Origin of the sequence: Bacillus sp. LLTC93, from assembly GCF_002993125.1 — a bacterium.
GTDB classification, from domain to species: Bacteria; Bacillota; Bacilli; order Bacillales; family Bacillaceae; genus Bacillus; species Bacillus zhangzhouensis.
The window spans coordinates 397,528-420,792 of sequence record NZ_PVME01000003.1 but is presented as its reverse complement, the minus strand read 5'-3'; the positions used below and the strand labels follow the sequence as shown (position 1 = coordinate 420,792).

Below are 23,265 nucleotides of genomic sequence, written 5' to 3'. Positions count from 1 at the left end.
ACGCTTTGAAAAAAGCGTCTGTTCCTTTAATCGTTCATGTTATGAAGAAGATGCCCATAGATTGAAAGAAAAAGAGAAAGAGGGGATATGGCATGAATCAGCTGCCAGCTGCACTTCAAACAGGGGATACGGTGGGGATTATTGCACCAGCAAGCCCGCCTGATGAGCTGAAATTAGCAAAAGGGATTGCCTTTTTAGAAAGCCTTGGGCTGAAGGTGAAAAAAGGGAAGTATATCGACGACCGGTATGGGTATTTAGCAGGTCATGATCATAAGCGAGTAGAAGATCTTCATCGCATGTTTCAAGATCCCGAAGTGAAGGCTGTGATTTGTGCTTGCGGAGGATACGGGACTGGAAGAATCGCGGAAGCCATTGATTATGACCTCATTCGCCGGAACCCAAAAATCTTTTGGGGTTATAGCGATATTACGTTTTTACATACGGCGATCCAGCAGCAGACAGGTCTTGTGACCTTTCATGGCCCGATGCTTTCCTCTGATGTGGGATGTGAGGAGGTCCATCCGTATACGAAGGATACTTTTTTGCAGCTGTTCACTCCAAGGACCTTTACGTATGCGCATCACCTGTCACCTCTCCATACCTTCTATCACGGCACTGCCTCAGGCGAAATCACAGGAGGGAACCTTGCCCTCATCGTGACAACACTTGGTACACCATTTGAGATCGATACAAAGGGGAAGCTTTTGTTCATTGAAGATATTGACGAAGAACCATATAAAATCGATCGAATGATGCAGCACCTTACATCTGCTGGAAAATTAGAAGAAGCGGCTGGATTCATCATTGGGGATTTTCATCAATGTGAGCCAAAAAAGAAAGAGCAGTCCTTAACGCTGGAAGAGCTATGGGAGACCTATATTGTGCCGCAAAAGAAACCTGCACTTGGCGGCTTTCGGATTGGTCATTCATCTCCGAACTTTGCCATCCCAATAGGCACGCAGGCTGTATTAGATGCGACAGGAAAAAAACTGCACATTTCTCCAGGTGTCGCAGCAAAAGAGGCGATTAAATGAAAATCGTAGATGTTCGTACATGCAGAACGAGTGTACCGCTAAAGAAGCCGTTCAAAACCGCTTTAAGAACGGTGTATGACGCAGCATCTCTGATCGTCATCATCACATATGATCAAGGTGATATCAGCTACGGAGAAGCAGTTCCAACATCGGTGATTACTGGTGAAACGCTAGAAAGCATTGACTATGCCATCTGTGAAGTGATCAGGCCGATCTTGCTTGGGGCTTCATTGTCGCAATATGAACAAATCTTTTCAGCTATAGACCGTGTGCTCGCTAGGAACACAAGTGCAAAGGCTGCAATTGATATGGCGATTTATGATGGCTTAGCGAAACAGGCAGGGCTTCCGCTTTATCAATACCTTGGCGGTTATCGCGATCAGCTTGAAACCGATTATACGGTCAGTGTCAACCGGCCGCTAGAGATGGCGGAAGATGCGAAGCAATATGTAGCTGACGGCTTTCCTACTTTAAAGATAAAAGTAGGAAAAGATGACATAGACACTGATATTCAGCGCATCAAGCGGATTCGAGAAAAAGTCGGGCCGGATATTCAAATCAGGCTCGACGCGAACCAGGGCTGGACGTGGAAGGAAGCGATTGTGGCCATTCGGAAAATGGAGGCGCTGAATATCGAATTAGTTGAGCAACCAGTGCCTAAAGAAGACATCGAAGGCCTGCGCCGGGTGACGGAAGCAACAGACACGTTGATTATGGCGGATGAAAGCATTTTCGGGTTCCATGATGCAATCAAGGTGCTTGAAACGAAAAGCTGTGATCTGCTGAATTTAAAATTAATGAAATCAGGCGGTATAAAAGAAGCACTGAAAATCAATGGTTTAGCAGAAGCTTACGGCGTAAAGTGCATGGTTGGCAGTATGATTGAGACCAAACTTGGTATTACAGCAGCCGCTCATCTCGCCGCAAGCCAGCAGAATATTACCCGCTACGACTTTGATGCCCCGCTTTTGCTAAAAGAGGACTTAATAGACGGAGGAATCGTGTACAAAGGAAAAGATATATTCTTTCCGCCACATCATGGGTTAGGCATTCAAGGAGTGAAAGGAGTCTCGTGATGATATATGAATCAAAGGTTCCAGTCGCGAATGTATGGACAGCGCCGCAGTCGCCAAGAGAAATCGATCGGAAGATTCTTCAGGGCTCCGTCAAAATCAAAGAGTGGATTGACCAGCAAACGTATGAAGAAAAATTGGCTTTATGTGAAGAAAATCTGATTCAATCGCAAGTGCTGCTCGGCGAACGAGTCATTGGATTAAAAGAGACAGACGGGTGGATGAGAGTCGTAATCCCTCAGCAGGCAAGCCGGAAACACCCGCAAGGCTACCCTGGCTATATCCCTGTTCAGCAATTAAAGCAAGTAACGGAGGAGGGTGCGCAAGCTACAACCCATGTCGTAGATCAGAAAAAAGCCGTGTTATATCAAAAAGGGAAAGAGGATATGGAGGTTAGTTTTTTAACAGAGCTGGCAGTGGTTGAAGAAGCCAGTGATCATTTTCATGTTCTTACCCCAGTAGGAAGAAGAGAAATCAAAAAAGAGGATGTGCGTCCGGTTTCGTTACCTTTCACTATGACCGGAAAGGATGCTTTAGACATTGGAAAACAATTTATCGGGCTTTCGTATTTATGGGGCGGCATGAGCAGCTTTGGCTACGACTGTTCCGGTTTTGCTTACAGCATGTACAAAGCGTGCGGATATCTTTTGCCAAGAGACGCAAGTGATCAAGCAGTTCAAGGAACCCCGGTCACATCAAGCGATTTAGAACCAGGTGATCTGATGTTTTTTGCAAATGAAAACGGCAAGGGAGCTGTTCGCCATGTTGGGATATATGCGGGAGATGGCCTCATGCTTCACTCGCCTAAAACCGGCAAACAAATTGAGCTTCTTTCCCTTTCTGGCACTTCATATGAGAGAGAATGGGCAGGTGCAAGGCGGTATTTGCCAAACGAAAGGGGGAAGGTGTGATGGCAGTTGAACCACTTTTACAAGTCAGCAATCTAAAAAAACATTTTCATCTATCCAAAGGAAGAACCTTAAAAGCATTAGACGGCGTCTCTTTTCAGCTGAAACAAGGTGAAACCTTTGGTCTTGTTGGCGAGTCCGGCTGCGGCAAATCCACACTTGGAAAGGTGCTCATGCGGCTTTACGACCCGACAGATGGCGAAGCCTTGTATGAAGGAAAAAGTCTTCACCACCTGTCTAAAAGAGAAGCATTTGATTTCAATAGACAAATCCAAATGGTGTTTCAAGATCCGTATTCATCTTTAAACCCAAGGCTGTCAGTAAAAGATATTATGCTGGAACCGATGGAGATCCATAACCTTTATGGGAGTCAAAAGAAAAGGATCGCCCGCGTGAAAGAACTACTTGAAGCGGTAGGGCTAAGCTATGATTTCGCCACCCGCTATCCGCATGAATTTAGCGGAGGACAGAGGCAGAGAATAGGAATTGCAAGAGCACTTGCCTTAGCGCCAAAATTTATTGTGGCAGATGAGCCGATTTCTGCACTAGATGTATCCGTTCAAGCGCAGGTCGTGAATTTGCTGAAAAAGCTGCAAAAAGAGGAAGGATTAACGTTTCTATTCATTGCGCATGATTTGTCTATGGTCAAATATATTAGCGATCGAATTGGTGTGATGTATTTAGGACATCTCGTGGAAATGACCAGTAGTGATGCTTTATATAAGACGCCGCTGCATCCGTATACACAGGCTCTGCTATCTGCTATCCCGATTCCAGATCCTGACGTGGAGGACAAGCGCAAAAGATTCATTTTAAAAGGAGAAATTCCAAGTCCAGTGAACCCGCCAAGCGGCTGTGTATTTCGAACAAGATGTCCTGCCGCCATGGACGTCTGTGCTGAAAAAAAACCGACATTACAAGCAGCGGAAGAAGGACATGAAGTTGCCTGTCATTTATACGATAGAAAATAAAGCCATGAAAATAGGACAAGCCGCAAAAAAGCCAGCAAGTAAACTAGCTGGCTTTTTTGTAATTATGAACGCCGAATAGGCAGTGTGCAGCATCGAAAAGAGCCGCCAGATTTAATAATTTCTGAAAAATCCACTTCAATGACGGTGTACCCATGAGCGGTTAATGCAGCATTTGTTTCTTGATTGATGGGCAAGCTGATCACTTTTTTCTGCCCAATGGATAAAACATTTGGTCCAAGTGTGAATTGCTCTTGTTCACTTATTTCAATCAGGTCATAATGCTTTTTGAGCAAGTGAAGATCCTCTTTGGTGAAGGCTTCAGGGTAAATCAATATCTCCTCATGAGAAAGAATATTCATTACACAATCGAGGTGCAAAATATGAGAAGGAAGATGAATGGGAAAGATGTCGTGATTCGGCAGTTCTTTTTTTAGCTGATGGATAGCGGCTGGATTTGTTCTTTTGCTCGTTCCAACAAATACGCGGGTCTGATCCACAAGCACATCGCCGCCTTCAATTGTTCCTTCTGTCAGGGTGACGGATGTCCATCCCTTTGCCTGAGCCCACTCTTTTAAGGATTGTTCTTCTCCTTGTCGAACCGGAGCGGCCATGTTTGACACAAATAAGGTATGTCCAATCGTAAACCCAATATCCCGAGTGAAGACTTGTTCAGGGAAGCGGTCATTTGCAGGAAGCAGGGTAGGCCGTACATGATGGTGTTTTAACGTTTGAATCAGCTGCTTATGCTGAGCCACTGCTTTGATTTGAGAAATATTTTCTCTAGCAAAATGCTTTTGGGTTTCGTTGATGATTTGTTTGATTTCCATATAGATAGGGCTGCACAAGAGGACTTCTTGTAAATCATCATATTCACTCATACAGTGCGGTGTTTTGTACACTTTCTCTGATTTCATAGAATCCATCAAATGGCCTCCTTGTTCGTAGATAGTTCTATTATTCCTCCTTCTAGTAAATGTTGAAACATTTCCGAAAGAAAATCTCTCATGTGAGACTAAAGCAAAAAGTTTAGACAAACCTAAAAGAATAGTGTTTAATAAAAAGCGTTCCGCATCAAAGAAATCAGCAAGAAGGGGCTATGATGATGAGTGAAGAAAATTTCAAGTATTGTAAAGAATCAAAAGTCGTTAAAACAAGCAGGGTTTTCCCTCTCGATACGAATAACCATCAAACATTATTTGGCGGTAAATTAATGAGTTATATAGATGATATTGCCTCCATCTCGGCAGCAAGACACAGCCGATGTGAAACGGTCACGGCATCAATGGATTCAGTTGATTTTTTAGAGCCGATTGGACAAAAGGAGTCGGTATGTTTAGAGTCCTATGTCACATGGGTCGGCACGTCTTCTATGGAAGTGTTCGTCAAGGTCATCAAAGAAAACTTGATGTCTGGAGAGCGCAGACTCGCAGCGACTTCATTTCTTACCTTTGTCTCGTTAGATGAAAACGGGAAGCCAAAGAAAGTCCCACAAGTCATGCCGGAAACAGAGGAAGAAATCATGCTGCATCAAACAGCGAAGCAGCGAGCAGAGGAAAGAAAAAGCCGCCGAAAGCATAGTAAAGCATTGGCTGACGCACTTGGGACAGATAAACCATGGGCGTAAAAATCACCCTTTAAGCGGTGATTTTTTTCTATCATGGTATCTTGCATGGCAAGATAGTGTGTGTTAAGATGAAGCTATCTTGTGATGCAAGATACTGAAATCGGAGGATCAATGATGACAACATCAACACAAATGCTAAAAGGAATTTTAGAAGGCTGCCTGCTGTCGATTATTTCTGAAGGTGAAATTTATGGGTATGAAATGACGAAGAAGCTCGCGCATTATGGGTTTGATCAAATTAGTGAAGGAAGTATTTATCCGATTCTGCTGCGTATGCAAAAAGAACAGCTAGTGAGCACTGTCACAAAAGCATCCGCAAGTGGACCGAAAAGGAAATACTATACGCTCACTCAAGCGGGAGAACAAGCGCTAACAGATTTTATCGCACGCTGGAATGAGCTGTCAGGAAATGTAGAGCGCTTATTACATAAAGGGAAGTGAGAATATGGTATCAAAAGAAACAAGACACATCTTACTAGAGCTGAAACTCTATCTCATATCAAAGGGGAAAAATCAGGACGACATTGACGAGCTGATGGATGAACTGACGACACACGCTGTCGACGCTGAAAAAGATGGTAAAACAGGTGAGGATGTGTTCGGCGGAGATCCGCGGGGCTTTGCTGACGAGTTAGCAAAAGAGCTTTCTAGAAATTATAAAGACTGGGTTCCGTTTGTCAGTGCTTTTTTAATTGGATCGCTCTTTTACATGATTTTAGCAGACGCCATCAGTCAAAGTTTATCGTATTCTTGGTATGCACTCATTGGTTATCCGCTGATTATAGTGGCCAATGTCATCATGACCATTGTGATGTTTAGAGCGTCTGCTTTTCAAACAAGCAGGAGGGCTTTTTTTTACTTTTGGATATTAGGTGTTTTTCAGATGACCGCCATGATCACAGTGAAATTATTGGATCAAAAACTTGGCACACCCTTACTTGTGCTTACCTCGAGTCAAAGATGGGGCGTCATTCTTCTTATGCTGCTGTGTATTGTCTTATTTAATGCAATATTAAAAGCGAATATGGTGTCGCTGATTCCGCTGATCTTCTTCGGACCGCAGCTTCTATTCGAATGGATTGGATGGACATCGCCTCTGATGCTTCTTTTCACAAGTCTGCTCTCCATTGTCATTTTAGTTTTGCTCACGATCGCTTTTTTAAGGAAAACAAACAAGAAAAATGAACATTCAATGTAAGCATAGCACATCCTATACGATGTGCTTCAGCGTGTAGACAAACCCTCGCATTCGGTGTCAGTCCTGCGCGCCGGTGCTCACGAATGTCAAATTCGCTCCACTCCAGTGCTCGTCCTTCCTAGACTTCAAAGGTTTTCAATCACGCTGAAAAGAAGACAAAGGGCTAAAATAAAGATCATTTTAGCCCTTTGTCAACAATCTGTAGCACATCCTATACGATGTGCTTTTCTTTTTCTAAAAAAATGTAGAAATGGAATCATGTTTTTCTTTACAATGGGAAGAGGACAAAAATGAAAAGGGGTTCTGTTTTTGGATATCGTATGGGGATATGTACTTGTTTTTGTATTGGCTGCTTTGCCTTTTTTTGAAGTGGTTGGTGTCGTTCCACTGGCGATCTTAAGTGGACTGCATCCTGTAACAACGGCGATTATTGGATTCATCGGCAACTTTCTTACAGTCTTGCTTCTTATTGTCTTCGTTGACCGGTTTAAAGCATGGCGGTTGAAGAGAAAAGAAGAGAAAAGTGATGAAAAAGGGGAGAAAAAGCAGCTACGGGCCAGAAAGATTTGGGAACGATATGGTCTTCCTGGTCTTGCGCTCGTCGGTCCTTTTATCATCGGCAGTCATTTAGCGGCATTTATGTGTATGAGCTTCGGTACGAAAAGAAAACAAGTGGCGGTGTGGATGACGGTTAGCTTAATGATGTGGACGGCGCTAGCAGCTAGTTTAACAGGCGCAGGCTTCCATTACTTTGCCCCGGATTCAAATGGATTGTTCGGAGATATCTTTCAGAGGTAGAGCGAAGGGAGGATAGCAGATGAAACATCAAACGCGGACAGTGCTCGAAACAGAGCGCCTTAGACTTAGAACAATGGATGAGCATGATGCGAAATTCTTATACGAAATGTTGTTCCAAGATGAAGAAGTCATGAAGTATTATCCTTCTTTAAAGGATGAAAAGCAGACGAAAGAGTGGATTGCCTGGAATCAAAAGAATGACCGAATGTACCATACCTCCCTGTGGATCATTGAAGATAAAGAAACGAAGGAACCGCTTGGGCAAAGCGGAATTGTGCTGCAAAACATCGAAGGACAAACGGAGCTTGAAATCGGCTATATGCTAAAGAGAGCGGCGTGGGGAAATGGGTATGCTGCTGAGGCTGCAAAAGGCTGTTTGACTTATGGGTTTGAAGAAATGAAGGTCAGACGGATGGTGAGCTTAATTCGTCCTGAGAATGAAGCGTCGGTGAAGGTCGCTTTAAAATTGGGCATGGAAAAAGAAAAAACCATTTCAAAATGGGATCAAATCATTGATGTATACAGCATCACCCATGACGGAGAAAACGGCTCGCTTAACCAATAAAGAGAGCCGTTTTTTCTTTTATACACGCTGTTCTAACTGAAGTAAATATTTCTTGCGTTCGACTCCACCGCCGTATCCACCGAGCTCACCACTTGTTTGAATGACGCGGTGGCATGGAATGATGATTGCCATTTGATTGGCACCATTTGCATTGCCAACCGCCCGAACCAAGTGCGGATCGCCAAGCATATTGGCAATGTCTCTATATGATCTTGTTTCACCTGCTGGAATACGTGAGAGTATGTCCCACACCTTCATTTGAAAAGGGGTGCCATGTAAGGAAAGTGGCACAGTAAACTTGGTAAGCTTTTTCTCAAAATATAAGGCCAATTCCTTTGCCAATTGCTGATGGACGTTTGTTTCTCCAACTAAAATGCGGGCATGATGCTTTTTTCTTAATGTTTCAATTTCTTTTTCGAGTCCCCGCCTGTCCATAAATTCCAGTAAATACACATGTGTGGCATCTGTCACGCTGATCATCCGCCCGACCGGTGTGGAAATAAAATTAGCATAGAGAATGTTAATCTGCGCTTTTTTAGGGGGATTCCCCATGATTTTCGTAAATGCATCATTGAAGGCGCTTGAAGATTCATAGCCGAAAGTGACCTGCTGATCGATCACTTTTTTTCCGTTCAAAATTTCTTTAAAGGCAAGTCCCATTCGGCGTGATCTTGCATATTGAACAAAGGTCATGCCGTAAATGTCTTTAAATTTTCTTCGAGCTGTGGCAGAGTGAATCCCTAATTGGCGAAAGTCCTCTTCCTTCCAGCGTTTCTCAGGATTTTTTTCTACTGCTGAAACGAGTGTTTTGACTTCTTCGGGAATGCTGTTAGGGTATGTTAATGGTGTGCAGCGCTTGCATGGACGATACCCTGCCAGCAGTGCTTCCTCCGCGGTAAAGAAAAACTCACAGTTTTCATATTTTGGCTTTCTAGCCGTACATGTGGCATGACAGAAGATACCAGTTGTCTTAATACAGGCAAAGAATGTGCCGTCATATTGCGGATTCTTGTCAACAAGTGCTTGATAAAATTCATGTTTTTGTTCATCGGTTATCATCATATGAATCCACCTCTAGATTTCCTATAAAATGTTTTTCAGCATTGTTTGGGCCGAGACAACGGATGATCTGTAAATGCAGCATCCTAAAGTTGAACGTTCATCACATCAATCTTATTTCATTATACCAGCGGTGTGATCGTTCCTCTAACGTCTGAGCATTTCTTGCTGCTCTCTTTGCGTTGGGTATGGATTGGCGTACCGTGCTTTAAGGAATGCGGAATGTGTCTAAACCTGATCCTTCTTCCTCGTATAACAATCAAGCAATGCAAGTATCATAAACATGTCAATTTCCACCTTTTCGCATTATTGATGTCCTGTTTTAGTTCATATACTTTAGTTGTTTCTGTTTCATTTCTTCATAAAATGTTTCGACTTCTTGTTCGTAAAGAACGGTCTCCATGTCCTTATATTTACGCTTGATCGTCAATGTAATAAAAAATAAATGGATGGTCATATACGCTCATTTCCCTTCAGTTCGCAGCACGCGAAATAGCCCGCAAATCTTCTTTATCAGTTGACCTGTTTCTAACACTTAGTATACGGCGGTCCCATAAAATTTCTTTCGAAAAATGAACAAGTATATTTGAATGAGAAGGTAAAGCAGTAGACCGGCATACTGGGGTGTGATACAATTTTTCCATACAGAATCTGCTCTATGGCAGGTCTGCTTATAATGAATTGGTTTTCTAGGGTTCCGTGCGGCGACGTAGTCTGGACCGAGAGGAAACACATAGGATCTTTAGAATAGATCATATGGACACGGAGGGATAAAAGCCCGGGAGATTTGATCAAACGATCGATTTCCGGGCTTTTTTGTTGCTTGAAATTGGTCAGAAAGGAAGAGATTGGATGAAATGGGGAAGTGTATTCATTGCGGCTATATTTGAAGTCGGCTGGGTGATGGGATTGAAATATGCCCACTCGCTTCTTGAATGGAGCGCAACCATCGTTTGTATTATCGTGAGCTTTTATTTACTCATAAAAGCAACAAGTGTGCTGCCAGTTGGCACACTTTATGCCGTCTTTACCGGGCTTGGAACAGCAGGTACCGTTACCTTAGGCATGGTACTTGGTGAGCCGGTTCAGCTAGTTAAAGTACTGCTGATCATGATGCTTTTGTGCGGTGTATTAGGATTGAAACTGACAACGGGTGAAAAGAAAGGGGAGGCTGAATCGTGAGCTGGCTTTTACTCATTGGGGCAGGCATCTTAGAAATGCTTTGTGTCACCATGATGAATCAATTCCAGAAAGATCGACATCTGAAATGGGTTTTATTCATTGCAGCTGGATTTTCGCTGTCCTTTCTGATGCTGTCTCTTGCGATGAATACAATTCCGATGGGAACGGCGTATGCCATTTGGACTGGAATTGGAGCTGCAGGAGGCGCCATTGTCGGAATGCTGTTTTACGGTGAGTCGAAAGAGGCGAAACGCATTTTCTTTATCGCACTGATTCTGTCTGCGGCGGTAGGGCTAAAAATCATTGAATAAAAAAAGGCTGGCAAACAGATGCCAGCCTTTTTGTCACATCGAATGATGATTGGAATCGTTTTCATTTTTGCGGTAAAGCTGACTCACAAGCACAAAACATACACCAAACGTGAGTAAAGGAATGAGTCTTTCTCCGGTCATAAAAAGATAAATGCCAGTGATCAGACATACGATGCCGAGCCAAAAGCTCACTTTACCAAACAAAGTCATGCTTTTCATCTCCATCACTCCTTTTGTGATAAAAGGTCTATTCACATTATATCACGCCTGATGCAGAATTGAATGAATATTCAATAAAAAATGCGACTCTCAATTGCTTTTTCTCTTTCCAGTCCAGTATAATATTTCATTAGAATGAAAACGTAAAAGAGGTCATGATACATGAGAACATTGATTACAGAAAAACTTGAATTACACAGACAAAAACACGAGCAAAAAGGAAGATTGCTTGTCAGCTGCCCAGATCAGCCCGGTATTGTGTCAGCTGTATCTACCTTTTTATTTGAGTACGGAGCAAACATCATTGAATCCAGTCAATACACAACAGATCATGAAAGCGGCCGGTTCTTTTTAAGAATTGAATTTGATTGGAAAGACATCTCAGCTAATATTGATCAGCTGAAAAACGGCTTTGAGCCAATTGCTGAATCATTTCAAATGACGTGGAGCATGTCGCGCGCAAGTGAGCTCAAAAAGCTGGCGATCTTCGTGTCAAAAGAACTTCATTGCTTACATGAGCTTCTATGGGAATGGCAGAGCGGAAATTTAATGGCTGAAATTGCGGTTGTCATCAGCAATCATGAAACGGCGAAAGATACAGTAGAAGCGCTCGGGATTCCATTCCATCATGTGAAGGCGAATAAAGACATTCGCAAAGAAGCAGAAAAAGAGCAGCTCGCATTATTAGAAGAGTACGATATTGATGCGGTTGTGCTTGCTAGATACATGCAAATTTTAACGCCTGCCTTTATTGAACAGCATCCGAACAAAATCATTAATATTCACCATTCCTTCCTGCCAGCGTTTATCGGTGCGAACCCATACAAGCGGGCATATGAGCGGGGTGTCAAATTAATTGGTGCGACTTCTCACTATGTAACAAATGATTTAGATGAAGGGCCGATCATTGAACAGGATATTGAGCGGGTAGATCACCGGGATGATGCAGAGGCACTAAAGAATATTGGTCGTACGATTGAACGAAGTGTACTTGCACGTGCTGTCAAATGGCATCTAGAAGATCGGATTATTGTTCACGAGAATAAAACGATCGTGTTTAATTGACCGCTTGACTTTTCTGAAGCAATTGGTGATAATATAAAAAAATTAACGAGCGTTGAAAAGGAATAGTAAGCAGGAACTGCTGTGTAAAGAGAGCAAATGATATGCTGAAACATTTGCCGCAGACAGCTGCTGAACCTACCCTTTGAGCCTTAGAGGAAAAATCTAAGCGCAGGCCTGGCGTTACAGGAGTTGAGTGGAATAAGCACACGCATGCTTATTCAATGAAGGTGGTACCACGGAAAATCCCTTTTCGTCCTTTAATTAAGGAGAAAAAGGGATTTTTTTGTGCCTAAAGGTATAGCGGAGGGAATCAATGATGAAAAAGCAAAGGATCGTCATAAAAATTGGCAGCAGTTCATTAACAGAGCAAAAGGGAGCCATTGATGAACAAAAAATGTGTGATCATGTGAGAGCCATTGCAAAGCTCAGAGAAGCGGGGCATGAAGTTATTTTAATTTCGTCAGGAGCTGTTGCGGCGGGATTTGGCAGTTTAGGATATCCTTCAAGACCTGTGACCTTAAAAGGAAAACAGGCTGCTGCTGCCGTTGGTCAGGGTTTATTAATGCAGAAATATACTGAACTATTTTCACAGTTTCACATGACGCCTGCACAAATGCTTTTAACACGTAATGACTTTTCAGATCGTACAAGATATCGAAATGCTTACGCAACGATGATGGAGCTGTTGGAAAGAAAAATTTTACCGATTATTAATGAAAATGATTCGGTTTCGATCGAGGAACTGACCTTTGGTGATAATGACATGCTGTCAGCGCTTGTCAGTGGATTAATCCATGCAGATCAATTGATCATCTTAACTGACATTAATGGAATTTATGATGCAAACCCAAATGAGCATCCTGAGGCAAAGCGGTTCGATGCGCTGACACACATTTCAGATGAATTATTTTCATATGCGAAGAGCACTGGTTCAAAGGTTGGAACAGGCGGGATGAAATCAAAGCTGTCTGCTGCACAAACCGCACTTTCACTTGGCGTCAAAGTCTTCATTGGCACGGGTACAGGGGAAGACAAATTACTTCACATTCTCGCAGGTCAAGGTGATGGAACGTATATCGGTGAACAGGACTTATCAGCCGTTAACAACCGTCGTCAATGGATTCAATTCCACTCACCCGTCTCTGGGAAAATCATGATTGATGCGGGAGCGGAAGCGGCGATTTTGTACAACGGCAGAAGCCTTCTTCCGGCGGGTGTCATTGATGTCGCTGGTGATTTTTCTAAAGGAGAGGTCGTTGAGGTCGTCGGTCCGAACGGATTAGTTGGTAAGGGACAAACATTGTACGCGTCTGATGAGCTTCTCGGCATTAAAGGGATGCGAAGTGATGAGCTTTCACATGAGAAGCCTGAGGTTATACACCGAGATCACTGGGTACAGCATGTACAAAACTGAGGAGGGAATACAATGAATGAAGTTCTTGAAAAAGCAAAAAAAGCAAGTGTGGCCAAAGATCAGCTGCTATTAAAAACGACTGAACAAAAGAATGCGGCTTTAGACGCAATCGCAAAAGCGCTAAAAGCATCTTCAGCTTTTTTGATTGAGGAGAACCAAAAGGATGTTGAGGCAGCCAAGGAAAAGCAGTTCACTCCATCTGTCATTGACCGGATCACACTCACGGAAGAGAGAATTGAGGCAATCGCAGACGCTACACTTCAACTGATTCAGCTAAAAGACCCAATTGGTGAAACGTTAGAAACCATTCAAAAAGAAAATGGTCTTTTGATTGAAAAAGTACGTGTGCCTCTCGGAACGGTTGGGATGATTTATGAAGCAAGACCGAACGTGACAGTAGATGCTGCCACCCTTTGTTTGAAAACTGGAAATGCTGTCATTCTAAGAGGAAGCTCATCAGCCATTCATAGTAATAAAGCGATTGTGAAGGTGATTCATGAAGCACTTCATGCCACGGATATTCCAGTAGACAGTGTGCAATTGATTGAAGATACAGGCCGAGAAACGGCTAAAACGCTGTTCACCTTAAATGATTACCTAGATGTCCTCATACCGCGAGGCGGGAAAAATTTAATTGATCTCGTTGTGAGAGAGTCTACCGTGCCAGTGCTTGAGACAGGCGCAGGGAACTGTCATATCTACATTGATGAAACGGCCAAAAAAGAGATGGCTGAGCAGATTGTTCTGAATGCCAAAACTCAAAGACCATCTGTTTGTAATGCCATCGAGAGCATTGTCATTCATGAAACATGGGCAAAGGCACATGGCGCTTCGTTATTTGAAGCCCTTCATGCAAATGGGGTAGAGATACGAGGAGATGAAGCCGTGTGCGCGCTTGCTCAGGGCGCAACACTTGCGACAACAGCTGACTTTGAAACGGAATTCTTAGCACCAATTGTCAGTATCAAAATCGTTCAGAACATAGAAGAAGCGATTCAACATATTCAAACCTATAGCTCCAAGCACTCTGAAGCCATCATTACGGAAAATGATCAGCATGCGGCATTTTTCTTAACAGCCGTCGATGCTGCCGCTGTATATCATAATGCCTCCACTCGATTTACAGATGGCTTTGAATTTGGCTATGGCGCAGAAATAGGCATTAGTACACAAAAACTGCATGCAAGAGGGCCGATGGGTTTGCCAGCCTTAACCTCTGAAAAATTTGTCATTCGTGGTCAAGGACAAATAAGAGAATAACGATGTCAAAAGAGAGTCTAATCACAACAGGCTCTCTTTTTCCTCTCATTTTTGTATTTCTCAGGTCAAGTATGATAAAATATGGTAATGTTTTATATTTTGAGAAGATTGGAGAAGGCAACGTATGGCGAAAATCATTCCCTCTTCGGATATTGGAGTGAAAATCAACAAGTGGTATGAATTAATCCGCAGATTTGATTCAGAACAAGCAGAACAGTTAAAGCAGGAAATTCGCACCTCTCTTGATTCAATGGAAGAAGATCAGAACTTGCTTCTCTATTTTTCTTTAATGGAATTTAGGCATGAGGTCATGCTCGATTATTTAAAGCCATTAAAGGAAGGAAAGCTTCGCGCCAACTTTTCCGAGCTTTCGAAAGAAATAGATGAGCATCAAACGCATGTTACAGGCATGCTTGAATACTACTATCATTTCTTCAGAGGCATGTATGAATTCGGCCGAAGGCAATACATTGCTGCTATATCGTCTTATCAAAAGGCGGAACATAAGCTTTCTTTTGTATCAGATGATATTGAACGTGCGGAGTATCATTTTAAAATGTCAGAAATATATTATCACATGAAACAAACCCATATCTCGATGCACCATGCCAAACTAGCGCTGGATGTCTATGTTCAGCACGAACTATATGCACTTCGCACCATTCAGTGTGAATTTATTGTGGCCGGTAATTATGATGATATGAGAAGGCATGAAAAGGCATTACCACATCTCGAAAGAGCACTTGCGAGATCAAGAGAATTTCAGAATGTGCGTTTTATTGCTTCCTCTTTGTTTAATATGGGCAACAGCTATTACAGAATGGGAGATTTGAACCGCGCACTCGACTTAATGAAAGAATCCATCTCATTATTTGATCAAAATCAATCCCATCATCTTCGTCGATCTATAGACCCTCTTTATACAGCCGCTCAGATATTATACAAACAAGGTAAAAACGAAGAAGCATTATACTACAGAGAAGAATGTATGAAACGAGCAGAAGCTCTTCAGGATGATATTCATATTCAAAAGACAAAATTTCTAGAAGCATTGTATTTGAGACAAGATGCCGAGCATATTAAACGAATTTTCCATTTTTTAGAGTCTGCCTATGCATATCCAGATATAGAGGAGCTAGCATTAGACACCGCAAAGTATTATAATGAATGGGAGGATTATGAAAAATCTTCCATGTTCTACAGAGAAGCGGAACATGCTCGAATCTATATTCAGAGAGGGGATTGTTTATATGAATTTTAAAAAATGGGCAGTCGTCTGTACAAGCATCACGATCATGGCATTATGGCTGGCATCAGCAAATGCCGATCCGGATAACAGAAACCACACGTTAGAACAACCGAATCCGCAACATGTTACCATTTAAAAGCCCTATTTCAAGGGCTTTTTTTATTGATTGACTGCCTTAAAATGAACCAGCGTGATATGTTCATAAAAATGAAACTTGTAGGAAAGATTAATAAGAGTGCTTTTTCATTGACTCTTAAAATTAGATTGTGTACAATTCAATTGTAGAAAACATTAATGGAGAGAAAGAGGGTTATATTGATGTCAGACGTTTTATTTACTGCAACGGTATCAGCTGTAGGAGGAAGAGAAGGAAAGGTTGTTTCAACAGATGGAGTACTAGAGCATGATGTGGCAATGCCTGGAACACCAAGAGCGAAAAAGCTTGAAAAAGCAACGAATCCAGAGCAATTATTCGCAGCAGGATACTCTGCATGTTTTGATTCAGCCCTTCAAATGGTAGCGAGACAAGAGCGCATCCGCTTTGAAAGTGAAGTAACGGCACATGTGAGCTTAGTCAAAGATAGTTCGGATGGCGGTTTCAAACTAGGCGTTAAATTAGAAGTAAAAGGAACTGGAATCGAGCAATCGGCATTAGACGAGCTGGTTCATAAAGCACACGGCGTATGCCCATATTCAAAAGCAACTCAAGGAAACATTGAAGTAGAACTAGTGGCTGTGGCCCAATAATTGACATCATAAAAGGCTGAGGGAATGTTCCCTCAGCCTTTTGGTTGTGTTAATTTTTGCAAAAGCTCATGTAAAGAGGCACGCAGTGTTTTCAGCTCTTCTTCTGATCTGCCAGTTCCAGACAGCATGTGAAATGGAATCGCAGTTGCCTTCTCTTTTAGCTGTTCTCCATACTCAGTTAAACGAATTTGCACAGACCGCTCATCCTCTTTTGAGCGCTTTCGGATGATGAGCCCGTTTTGCTCCATCCGTTTGAGCATGGGGGTGAGTGTACCGGAGTCTAAATACAGAAGCTCGCCCATTGTCTTCACATTTAACGTCCCATGCTCCCACAATAAAAGCAGTGCCAAATATTGAGGGTAGGTGATGTTTAACTCTTCTAATAACGGTTTATACTGCTTCGTCATCTCTCTTGAACTTGCATATAACAAGAAACAAAGCTGATTTTCCAGCTTCATATGTTCGAATTCATTTGTCATGTCAGTCACCAACTATTTTTTGTCATACTTATCATTGTATAAGATTTTCTTCCTTTTTAAAATAAATACAGACTAAAAATGAAAAATTCTTCAATGTGCGATAAATGTTTGAGAAATGAATAGAACGTGAAAGGTATTAATAGAAAAAGGAGGAGATGGAGATGGAGATGAAACCATTATTCACAGCAAAAGTAAAGGCGCAGCATGGAAGAGCTGGGCATGTTCGTTCAGACGATGGTGTGCTTGATCATAACATTGTCATGCCAAACGCAAAGAAAGATGGAGAGACTGGCACGAATCCAGAGCAATTATTTGCAGCAGGCTATGCGGCCTGTTTCGGCGGAGCGCTTGAACACGTAGCCAAGAAGCAAGGGATAGAAATTGAATCAGAAGTAGAGGCGCATGTTAGTCTATTAAAAGATGAAAGCGATGGGGGCTTTAAACTTGGCGTGAAGCTGATTGTGTCCGCTAAAGGGCTTGACCATGACAAAGCAAAAGAGCTTGTCGAGGCTGCGCATCAATTCTGTCCATATTCAAAAGCAACAAGAGGGAACATCGAAGTGGAGCTTGAAGTGGCTGAGTAATAGAAGACAAACCTTCGCATTCTTTGTCAGGTCTGCGCTCCAGTGCTCTTGAATGTCAAATTCGCTCCGCTCGGATGCTCGTCCTTCCTAGACTGCAAAGGTTTTCTATCACGCTGAAAAGAAGACAAAGGGCGAAAATAAACATCATTTTCGCCCTTTGTCAACAATTTGAAACACCTGCTGTGGGCAGGTGTCTTTTTTTAATATTCTTTCTTTTTGTCGTATGCTTCCCATGCTTCAAATGGCGCAAGGTTTTTTTGAAGAGTCAGCTGGTAAAATGGAATGTTTCTTGATTCGTATTCTTTGTTGATTTCTTCATAAATAAACGAGTCATCAAAACCAGAAGTCGCGGCATCCTGATGTCCAGCTGCAAAATACACCGCTTTTGGTCTAGCCCAGTAAATAGCGCCGAGGCACATCGGGCAAGGCTCACAGCTTGTATATAAAATACAATCTTCTAATTGGTATGTATGTAGAGCCTGGCACGCCTTTCGAATGGCTGTGACTTCTGCATGTGCAGTAGGATCATTATTTGTTGTGACATTGTTGCTTCCCTCTGCAATAATCTGACCATCCTTGACAATGACTGCTCCAAAAGGGCCGCCAGTACCATTATTGACTCCTTCTACTGCAAGATCAATTGCGCGTTGTAAAAAAGCTTCGTGATTCATTGTCTTCCTCCCTTTGTTCGACTGACTTCTCTAGTATAAACGAATCATGCTAGAAAAGGAATCATCCTAGTAGATGATCGAACAGGACAATATGCGGATAAAAAAACCCCTGCCATGTTCAGCAGGGGGGAGAAATCCATTATGCATGCTGCGCCAGCTTTTTACGAGCCACTTCAGCAGATGTGACCATGTTTTTCAAAGCAGCAATGGTTTCAGGCTCTTGTCTTGTTTTTAGACCACAGTCAGGGTTGACCCAGAAGCGATCTGTCGGACATACGTTCAGTGCATCATCAATGATTTTACTCATTTCTTCAATAGATGGAACGCGCGGGCTATGGATGTCATATACCCCAAGTCCAAGTCCTTTCATATACGGATGTTTTTCTAAATAATCAAGGAATCCACCATGACTGCGTGAGTGCTCAATCGTGATCACGTCGGCATCAAGGTCTTCGATCGTATCGACAATATCCTCGAAGTTACTGTAGCACATATGTGTATGAATTTGCGTTTCATTTTGAACAGAAGATGTTGATAAACGGAATGACTCGGCTGCCCAGTTTAAATATTCTGCCCAATCACTTTCTTTGAGCGGAAGACCTTCTCTAAGCGCAGGCTCATCTACTTGAATGACTTGAATACCTGCTTCTTCTAACGCTTCTACCTCTTTACGCAAAGCGAATGCGATCTGGAAGGCAATGTCTTTCCGGGAGATATCTGTTCTTGGGAAAGACCAGTTTAAGATGGTGACAGGTCCTGTCAGCATTCCTTTGACCTTTTTCTCAGTTAAGCTTTGTGCGTAAACCGTCTCTTTCACAGTCATTGGCTCTGTAAATTCTACATCTCCATAAATGATTGGCGGCTTCACGCAGCGCGATCCATAGGATTGCACCCAAGCAAATTTCGTAAAGGCAAATCCGGCTAGCTTTTCACCGAAGTATTCAACCATGTCTGTACGTTCAAACTCTCCATGAACGAGAACATCCAGACCAATCTCTTCTTGAATATCAATCCATCTTTTTGTTTCTTGCTTAATAAATTCATCATATTCTGCATCTGTCCACTCATTTTTACGCCACTTTTGACGAGCACTGCGCACTTCAGCTGATTGCGGGAAGCTGCCAATCGTTGTCGTTGGTAGGAGCGGCAGCCCAAGAGATTCGTTTTGGATACGAAGGCGCTCTTCAAAGGCAACTGGACGTTTAAAATCTTTAGATGAAAGATTGTTACGTTCTGCTGTCAGATCCGCATTTGTTCCTTTCGCAAATTCTTTTAAGGTAAGAAGCGCTTGTGTTGCTTCATTGATGTCTGCATCAATGGCAGCCGTTCCTTTTGTTAAGCCTTCTTTTAAAAGTGTTAATTCAGCCAGCTTTTCAGTGGCATAAGAAAGTCCGTTTAATAGTTTTTCTTCAAGCTGTTCGCTCGGGTGTTTCGCAACTGGTACATGAAGCAAGCTGCTTGATGGCTGTAGCCACACTTCTTTCGGCTGAACGTCAGCAATCACCTCAGAAATAAACGATAATCGCTCGCCAAGATCTGACCTCCAAATATTTCTTCCATCAATGATGCCGGCTGCTAAAATTTTATCTTTCGGGAAGCCATGCTTTTTCACTTGGTCAAGGTTGCGCCCTTGATCATGGACAAAATCAAGACCGATGGCTTCAACAGGGTAAGAGACAAGCTCTTCATAGGCATCAACTGAATCAAAGTATGTTTGAAGAAGAATGTTTAAGGCAGGTACGGCTTCTTTGATTGTTTGATAGATTTCTTTTACTGCTTTCACGTCTTCACTTGAAGCTGTGACAAGTGCAGGCTCATCAATTTGAACCCATTTGACGCCGGCTTCTTCAAGTTCTTTTAAAACTTGAGTATAAAGCGGCACTAGACGCTGCTCGATCTCTTTCACTTCATTTGCTTCATAGCCTTTTGAGAGAGAGACAAATGTATAAAGTCCAAGTACAACAGGTTTTGTTTCAACGCCAAACGCCTTTTTTACCTTTTCATAAGCTTCAAGCGGTTTGTTGTGTGTGAGTTTGAATTCGGTGCTTTTTTCGTATTCTGGAACGATGTAGTGATAGTTTGTATTAAACCATTTTGTCATTTCACTTGAGACAGCATCTTTTGTTCCTCTCGCCATCGCAAAGTATGTATCTAGCGGGTCTTTCAAGCTGCGGAAGCGCTCTGGAATCCAATTGAACATAACAGCAGTATCCAGCACGTGATCATAGAAGGTGAAGTCTCCAGAAGGAACAACATCAATTTGTTGGTCAATTTGTGTTTTAATGGCGGTTAAAAATTGTTCATCCAGTGTGCTTAAGAGGGTTTCGCGGTTCGTTTGACCCTTCCAGTAAGACTCAAGTGCTTTTTTCCATTCTCTGTTTAAACCAATTCGTGGGAAACCTAAATTACTTGTTTTAACAATTGTCAATTCCAATTCCTCCTCTAAAATATAAAAAGACATTCACACTCATGGTCTAGATTGATGAGGGCAAATGTCTGGTTTAAAAAGACAAAATGTGTGTGCGAAATGAAGCGTGAGCACAACTGACGCTTATCCGACATCTCCTATCAACCGTAGGGGGTTTGATGTGATAGAGCGGCTGGTATCCTGGCTGGTGAATCTTCAAGCTTTTCATCCTTCCCATCCTCATGACAGTGGATCAAAAAGAAAAGCTCTCCTCACTTACAGTGGCGGGACCGCGCCGGATTTTCACCGGTCTTCCCAATTAAAATTCGACGTGTCATCGAATTACCGACTCTCAAACTATGAATTTATTGTGTTCGATTATATAACGTTCACTTCATTTCGTCAAAGTAAATTTTGAATAATTTTAATTAAAAAAATCCTGAGAAAATTCGATCTTTTCTCAGGACCTAAATTTAAGCTATAGAGATAAAAGATCTGCTTCCAATGTTTTTTCTAAAAGTACATCAGGTGCAGTTAAATATAAAAATCCATTCCCTACAAGGGTTTTTGATTGTTTCAGCGGAAGGGTTCTTCTCACAAGCTGAGCATAGACCTCAGGTTCTGTCAGCTTACGCTGGAACGCTTCTTCCTCAGCATTTTTAATAATGGCCAGTGCACCGCTCACGTGAGGGGCAGCCATTGAAGTACCTGTGAGTCTGCCGTATTTATGGTTAGGGAGAGTGGATAAAATGTCTTCTCCTGGAGCGACGAGGTCGATTTCTTTATTGGCATTGGAAAATTCAGAGGATTCTCTTGCAAGGGAGACAGAGCCGACGGCAATGACCTCATTGTATGCAGCTGGATAGGAGAACTCTTCAGTACGCTCGTCCCCGTCTCCTTCATTTCCTGCTGCGCAAACAACAAGCACACCGCTTTTTACCGCATTTTGAATGGCCTCCTGCAGGGCTGGCTCATTGCTTGGACCACCGAGAGACATGGAGATAATATCCACCTTCTGCTCTGCGGCATAGTTGATGCCATTAATGATCCATTCGTATTTCCCACTGCCATTTTCTCCGCCGAGGACTTTCACGATAAGCAGCTTGGCTTCAGGGGCAACCCCTAAAATGCCGCCATTTTGATCTGTTGCTGCAATTGTTCCTGCTACATGGGTACCGTGCCCATTGTAGTCTTTCACATTATCCGCATCTCCATTGTCATCATCGGTAAAGTTCTTCCCTCCGATAATCTGATCTTTTAAGTCGGGATGCTCCGTGTCGCAACCTGTATCAAGGACAGCAATGGTTATGCCTTTTCCTTTGAAGCCACTTGACCAAAGTTCGGGTGCTTTAATCTCCTGAATACTTTCCGGCGTCTCTTTCGCTTCCATCACATTGGCTTTTACTTCATACGGAATTAAGCGAATTTCACCTTTCATAAGAAAGCCCTCCTTATTTTGTTTTCAAAGTAGATTCAGGCTGCGTAATGTTATTGTATAAAAGAAACTTTTGTTCGGAAAGGGTCAATTGTAATAATTTTTCAAATAATCAATCTATTATCAAATGTGCAAGTCTCCTCACATCTTGCCGAAAGGGGTCGTCTTTTGAGGAAAACTCTTGATATCATATGAAAAAGAAGGAAATGCTGCATAGTGAGCTTGCACCTGTATAGATCAAAATGGGTGGAAAGAACTAAAAAAGGCTTTCTGACTAAACAACGAAAATAAGTGATAGTTGAGAAGTGAGAAGAAGGAAGATTGAGCGGAATTATTTTTGTTCTAAAATATTTTTTACTCTAGTATTCGTTTTGTGAACAGTTAGGATAACCATAAACTCATTATCAACTGTTCGCCAATTGGACCGATTTTTCTTTTACCTGTATCCTTATAGCCTACTTGTGAGTACAGAGTCTGAGCAGGAATATTTTGATGATTCACAGCCAGTACGATCTCGTTACAGTTAGGAAATTCAGAGGTGACAAATTGATTTAATAAGAACATTGCTTGTTTCGCATATCCTTTTCCTTGCTGCGTCTGATGAATAGATAATGAAGTTAACAACATAGCGTTTGGGTTATCTGAATAATCCTTAACACGATCTGTTGCATGTAGTACAAAGAATCCAACCGGTTCAATTTCATTGAGTATGACAATTCTGTATTGTCCTTCGGTGAACTTAAAATATGCGTTTGGTAAAGCAGTGAATTTTACTTGTTCTTCATCTAAAACAAAAGACGTTAAACCCTCTATGTATACATCTGAAAAGTGTGTTAAATTTACATTGTTTTTGCTTTTCATAGAATGGTGTTCCTCCTTGTATTTTTTAAAATGAGCGAGATTTGCATATTCTATAGATATGTTTATACAACAAATGAAATAGGATTACGTTCAGGTGCTTACAATATCAATAACTGTTATGGTGATAACTTTAGTATAGAACGAATGTTCT

General features: G+C 42.2%; 26 protein-coding genes, 2 riboswitches and 1 other annotated feature. Of the genes, 17 read left to right on the top strand and 9 right to left on the bottom strand.

Features of this window, described 5'->3' with window-relative positions:
* Window positions 1-92 precede the first annotated feature (92 nt).
* Genes C6W18_RS11615 through C6W18_RS11600 form a run of 4 tightly spaced genes read left to right on the top strand, consistent with a single transcriptional unit; the run spans window position 93 to window position 3,986 of the window.
* Window positions 93-1,034, top strand: a complete 942-nt coding sequence (locus C6W18_RS11615; RefSeq protein ID WP_105927643.1) for a S66 peptidase family protein — start codon at window positions 93-95, stop codon at window positions 1,032-1,034.
* Window positions 1,031-2,110 carry a dipeptide epimerase gene (locus tag C6W18_RS11610; protein WP_105927642.1) on the top strand — a complete coding sequence of 360 codons (1,080 nt, stop codon included), beginning with the start codon at window positions 1,031-1,033 and terminating at the stop codon, window positions 2,108-2,110. The genes C6W18_RS11615 and C6W18_RS11610 overlap by 4 nt, the downstream gene beginning before the upstream one ends.
* Window positions 2,110-3,018: a C40 family peptidase gene (locus tag C6W18_RS11605; protein WP_105927641.1), complete on the top strand. Its 909-nt coding sequence runs from the start codon at window positions 2,110-2,112 to the stop codon at window positions 3,016-3,018. Before C6W18_RS11610 ends, C6W18_RS11605 begins: the two co-directional genes overlap by 1 nt.
* The gene (locus C6W18_RS11600) at window positions 3,018-3,986 is read left to right on the top strand and encodes an ABC transporter ATP-binding protein (protein ID WP_105927640.1); all 969 of its coding nucleotides are present in this window, start codon (window positions 3,018-3,020) and stop codon (window positions 3,984-3,986) included. The genes C6W18_RS11605 and C6W18_RS11600 overlap by 1 nt, the downstream gene beginning before the upstream one ends.
* Window positions 3,987-4,048: 62 nt before the next feature.
* Here C6W18_RS11600 and C6W18_RS11595 read toward each other — a convergent pair whose 3' ends face one another.
* A complete protein-coding gene (locus C6W18_RS11595; RefSeq protein WP_105927639.1) occupies window positions 4,049-4,909 on the bottom strand; it encodes a dimethylarginine dimethylaminohydrolase family protein in 861 nt (286 codons plus the stop codon).
* A gap of 179 nt (window positions 4,910-5,088) precedes the next feature.
* Between C6W18_RS11595 and C6W18_RS11590 the strand changes: the two genes are divergently transcribed.
* From C6W18_RS11590 to C6W18_RS11565, 5 genes are all read left to right on the top strand, one after another.
* Window positions 5,089-5,610 carry an acyl-CoA thioesterase gene (locus C6W18_RS11590; protein ID WP_034322378.1) on the top strand — a complete coding sequence of 174 codons (522 nt, stop codon included), beginning with the start codon at window positions 5,089-5,091 and terminating at the stop codon, window positions 5,608-5,610.
* A 114-nt stretch (window positions 5,611-5,724) separates the two neighbouring features.
* Window positions 5,725-6,051, top strand: a complete 327-nt coding sequence (locus tag C6W18_RS11585) for a PadR family transcriptional regulator (protein WP_105927638.1) — start codon at window positions 5,725-5,727, stop codon at window positions 6,049-6,051.
* A 4-nt stretch (window positions 6,052-6,055) separates the two neighbouring features.
* The gene (locus tag C6W18_RS11580; RefSeq protein ID WP_105927637.1) at window positions 6,056-6,808 is read left to right on the top strand and encodes an HAAS domain-containing protein; all 753 of its coding nucleotides are present in this window, start codon (window positions 6,056-6,058) and stop codon (window positions 6,806-6,808) included.
* A gap of 309 nt (window positions 6,809-7,117) precedes the next feature.
* Window positions 7,118-7,606, top strand: coding sequence for a small multi-drug export protein (locus C6W18_RS11570; protein WP_034322235.1), 489 nt, complete (start codon window positions 7,118-7,120; stop codon window positions 7,604-7,606).
* Between the two features lie 19 nt (window positions 7,607-7,625).
* Window positions 7,626-8,171, top strand: coding sequence for a GNAT family N-acetyltransferase (locus C6W18_RS11565; protein WP_105927636.1), 546 nt, complete (start codon window positions 7,626-7,628; stop codon window positions 8,169-8,171).
* A gap of 18 nt (window positions 8,172-8,189) precedes the next feature.
* Here the strand turns inward: C6W18_RS11565 and C6W18_RS11560 are convergent, their stop codons facing one another.
* Both C6W18_RS11560 and C6W18_RS11555 read right to left on the bottom strand, forming a co-directional pair.
* Window positions 8,190-9,233, bottom strand: coding sequence for a bifunctional transcriptional activator/DNA repair enzyme AdaA (locus C6W18_RS11560; RefSeq protein WP_105927635.1), 1,044 nt, complete (start codon window positions 9,231-9,233; stop codon window positions 8,190-8,192).
* A gap of 319 nt (window positions 9,234-9,552) precedes the next feature.
* Window positions 9,553-9,687 (bottom strand): YrzI family small protein, encoded by a 135-nt coding sequence (locus C6W18_RS11555; protein WP_003212325.1) that lies wholly within the window; start codon window positions 9,685-9,687, stop codon window positions 9,553-9,555.
* 221 nt (window positions 9,688-9,908) lie between these two features.
* Window positions 9,909-10,017, top strand: a riboswitch (guanidine-I (ykkC/yxkD leader).
* Window positions 10,018-10,082: 65 nt separating this feature from the next.
* Between C6W18_RS11555 and C6W18_RS11550 the strand changes: the two genes are divergently transcribed.
* Window positions 10,083-10,412, top strand: a complete 330-nt coding sequence (locus tag C6W18_RS11550; RefSeq protein ID WP_034322226.1) for a DMT family transporter — start codon at window positions 10,083-10,085, stop codon at window positions 10,410-10,412.
* A complete protein-coding gene (locus tag C6W18_RS11545; RefSeq protein WP_034322223.1) occupies window positions 10,409-10,723 on the top strand; it encodes a DMT family transporter in 315 nt (104 codons plus the stop codon). The genes C6W18_RS11550 and C6W18_RS11545 overlap by 4 nt, the downstream gene beginning before the upstream one ends.
* A 33-nt stretch (window positions 10,724-10,756) precedes the next feature.
* Here C6W18_RS11545 and C6W18_RS11540 read toward each other — a convergent pair whose 3' ends face one another.
* Window positions 10,757-10,942 (bottom strand): hypothetical protein, encoded by a 186-nt coding sequence (locus tag C6W18_RS11540; RefSeq protein ID WP_034322220.1) that lies wholly within the window; start codon window positions 10,940-10,942, stop codon window positions 10,757-10,759.
* Window positions 10,943-11,104: 162 nt separating this feature from the next.
* On the opposite strand from C6W18_RS11540, the gene purU reads away from it, so the two are divergent.
* From purU to C6W18_RS11510, 5 genes are all read left to right on the top strand, one after another.
* Entirely contained in the window at window positions 11,105-12,007 is a 903-nt protein-coding gene (purU, locus tag C6W18_RS11535) for a formyltetrahydrofolate deformylase (protein WP_105927634.1), read from the top strand.
* A gap of 43 nt (window positions 12,008-12,050) precedes the next feature.
* Window positions 12,051-12,268, top strand: a binding site (T-box leader).
* A gap of 55 nt (window positions 12,269-12,323) precedes the next feature.
* Window positions 12,324-13,421 carry a glutamate 5-kinase gene (gene proB, locus C6W18_RS11530; protein ID WP_142392799.1) on the top strand — a complete coding sequence of 366 codons (1,098 nt, stop codon included), beginning with the start codon at window positions 12,324-12,326 and terminating at the stop codon, window positions 13,419-13,421.
* A 12-nt stretch (window positions 13,422-13,433) separates the two neighbouring features.
* Window positions 13,434-14,681 carry a glutamate-5-semialdehyde dehydrogenase gene (locus tag C6W18_RS11525; protein ID WP_105927632.1) on the top strand — a complete coding sequence of 416 codons (1,248 nt, stop codon included), beginning with the start codon at window positions 13,434-13,436 and terminating at the stop codon, window positions 14,679-14,681.
* 124 nt (window positions 14,682-14,805) lie between these two features.
* Window positions 14,806-15,942, top strand: coding sequence for a Rap family tetratricopeptide repeat protein (locus C6W18_RS11520; protein ID WP_105927631.1), 1,137 nt, complete (start codon window positions 14,806-14,808; stop codon window positions 15,940-15,942).
* Window positions 15,943-16,248: 306 nt separating this feature from the next.
* Entirely contained in the window at window positions 16,249-16,677 is a 429-nt protein-coding gene (locus C6W18_RS11510; RefSeq protein ID WP_060596095.1) for an organic hydroperoxide resistance protein, read from the top strand.
* 32 nt (window positions 16,678-16,709) lie between these two features.
* Here C6W18_RS11510 and C6W18_RS11505 read toward each other — a convergent pair whose 3' ends face one another.
* Entirely contained in the window at window positions 16,710-17,156 is a 447-nt protein-coding gene (locus C6W18_RS11505) for a MarR family winged helix-turn-helix transcriptional regulator (protein ID WP_034322203.1), read from the bottom strand.
* 167 nt (window positions 17,157-17,323) lie between these two features.
* On the opposite strand from C6W18_RS11505, the gene ohrB reads away from it, so the two are divergent.
* Entirely contained in the window at window positions 17,324-17,740 is a 417-nt protein-coding gene (gene ohrB / locus C6W18_RS11500) for an organic hydroperoxide resistance protein OhrB (protein WP_105927896.1), read from the top strand.
* A gap of 200 nt (window positions 17,741-17,940) precedes the next feature.
* Here the strand turns inward: ohrB and guaD are convergent, their stop codons facing one another.
* The 4 genes from guaD to C6W18_RS11480 form a co-directional block, all read right to left on the bottom strand.
* On the bottom strand, window positions 17,941-18,411 hold the full coding sequence (guaD, locus tag C6W18_RS11495; protein WP_105927629.1) for a guanine deaminase: 471 nt from the start codon (window positions 18,409-18,411) through the stop codon (window positions 17,941-17,943).
* A gap of 139 nt (window positions 18,412-18,550) precedes the next feature.
* Window positions 18,551-20,839: a 5-methyltetrahydropteroyltriglutamate--homocysteine S-methyltransferase gene (metE, locus tag C6W18_RS11490; protein WP_105927628.1), complete on the bottom strand. Its 2,289-nt coding sequence runs from the start codon at window positions 20,837-20,839 to the stop codon at window positions 18,551-18,553.
* Window positions 20,840-20,992: 153 nt separating this feature from the next.
* Window positions 20,993-21,184, bottom strand: a riboswitch (cobalamin riboswitch).
* A 112-nt stretch (window positions 21,185-21,296) separates the two neighbouring features.
* Window positions 21,297-22,256, bottom strand: coding sequence for a S8 family peptidase (locus tag C6W18_RS11485; protein ID WP_034322196.1), 960 nt, complete (start codon window positions 22,254-22,256; stop codon window positions 21,297-21,299).
* Window positions 22,257-22,634: 378 nt separating this feature from the next.
* Window positions 22,635-23,114: a GNAT family N-acetyltransferase gene (locus C6W18_RS11480; protein WP_105927627.1), complete on the bottom strand. Its 480-nt coding sequence runs from the start codon at window positions 23,112-23,114 to the stop codon at window positions 22,635-22,637.
* Between the last annotated feature and the right edge of the window lie 151 nt (window positions 23,115-23,265).

Coding starts and splice junctions, on each gene's coding strand:
- ohrB (WP_105927896.1), top strand. CDS start 17,324: ATGAAACCATTATTCACAGCAAAAGTAAAGGCGCAGCATGGAAGAGCT.
- C6W18_RS11585 (WP_105927638.1), top strand. CDS start 5,725: ATGACAACATCAACACAAATGCTAAAAGGAATTTTAGAAGGCTGCCTG.
- C6W18_RS11565 (WP_105927636.1), top strand. CDS start 7,626: ATGAAACATCAAACGCGGACAGTGCTCGAAACAGAGCGCCTTAGACTT.
- C6W18_RS11600 (WP_105927640.1), top strand. CDS start 3,018: ATGGCAGTTGAACCACTTTTACAAGTCAGCAATCTAAAAAAACATTTT.
- C6W18_RS11590 (WP_034322378.1), top strand. CDS start 5,089: ATGAGTGAAGAAAATTTCAAGTATTGTAAAGAATCAAAAGTCGTTAAA.
- C6W18_RS11480 (WP_105927627.1), bottom strand. CDS start 23,114: ATGAAAAGCAAAAACAATGTAAATTTAACACACTTTTCAGATGTATAC.
- C6W18_RS11485 (WP_034322196.1), bottom strand. CDS start 22,256: ATGAAAGGTGAAATTCGCTTAATTCCGTATGAAGTAAAAGCCAATGTG.
- C6W18_RS11520 (WP_105927631.1), top strand. CDS start 14,806: ATGGCGAAAATCATTCCCTCTTCGGATATTGGAGTGAAAATCAACAAG.
- guaD (WP_105927629.1), bottom strand. CDS start 18,411: ATGAATCACGAAGCTTTTTTACAACGCGCAATTGATCTTGCAGTAGAA.
- C6W18_RS11595 (WP_105927639.1), bottom strand. CDS start 4,909: ATGGATTCTATGAAATCAGAGAAAGTGTACAAAACACCGCACTGTATG.
- proB (WP_142392799.1), top strand. CDS start 12,324: ATGAAAAAGCAAAGGATCGTCATAAAAATTGGCAGCAGTTCATTAACA.
- C6W18_RS11505 (WP_034322203.1), bottom strand. CDS start 17,156: ATGACAAATGAATTCGAACATATGAAGCTGGAAAATCAGCTTTGTTTC.
- C6W18_RS11605 (WP_105927641.1), top strand. CDS start 2,110: ATGATATATGAATCAAAGGTTCCAGTCGCGAATGTATGGACAGCGCCG.
- C6W18_RS11510 (WP_060596095.1), top strand. CDS start 16,249: ATGTCAGACGTTTTATTTACTGCAACGGTATCAGCTGTAGGAGGAAGA.
- C6W18_RS11540 (WP_034322220.1), bottom strand. CDS start 10,942: ATGAAAAGCATGACTTTGTTTGGTAAAGTGAGCTTTTGGCTCGGCATC.
- C6W18_RS11610 (WP_105927642.1), top strand. CDS start 1,031: ATGAAAATCGTAGATGTTCGTACATGCAGAACGAGTGTACCGCTAAAG.
- C6W18_RS11550 (WP_034322226.1), top strand. CDS start 10,083: ATGAAATGGGGAAGTGTATTCATTGCGGCTATATTTGAAGTCGGCTGG.
- purU (WP_105927634.1), top strand. CDS start 11,105: ATGAGAACATTGATTACAGAAAAACTTGAATTACACAGACAAAAACAC.
- C6W18_RS11555 (WP_003212325.1), bottom strand. CDS start 9,687: ATGACCATCCATTTATTTTTTATTACATTGACGATCAAGCGTAAATAT.
- C6W18_RS11580 (WP_105927637.1), top strand. CDS start 6,056: ATGGTATCAAAAGAAACAAGACACATCTTACTAGAGCTGAAACTCTAT.
- C6W18_RS11560 (WP_105927635.1), bottom strand. CDS start 9,233: ATGATGATAACCGATGAACAAAAACATGAATTTTATCAAGCACTTGTT.
- C6W18_RS11525 (WP_105927632.1), top strand. CDS start 13,434: ATGAATGAAGTTCTTGAAAAAGCAAAAAAAGCAAGTGTGGCCAAAGAT.
- C6W18_RS11615 (WP_105927643.1), top strand. CDS start 93: ATGAATCAGCTGCCAGCTGCACTTCAAACAGGGGATACGGTGGGGATT.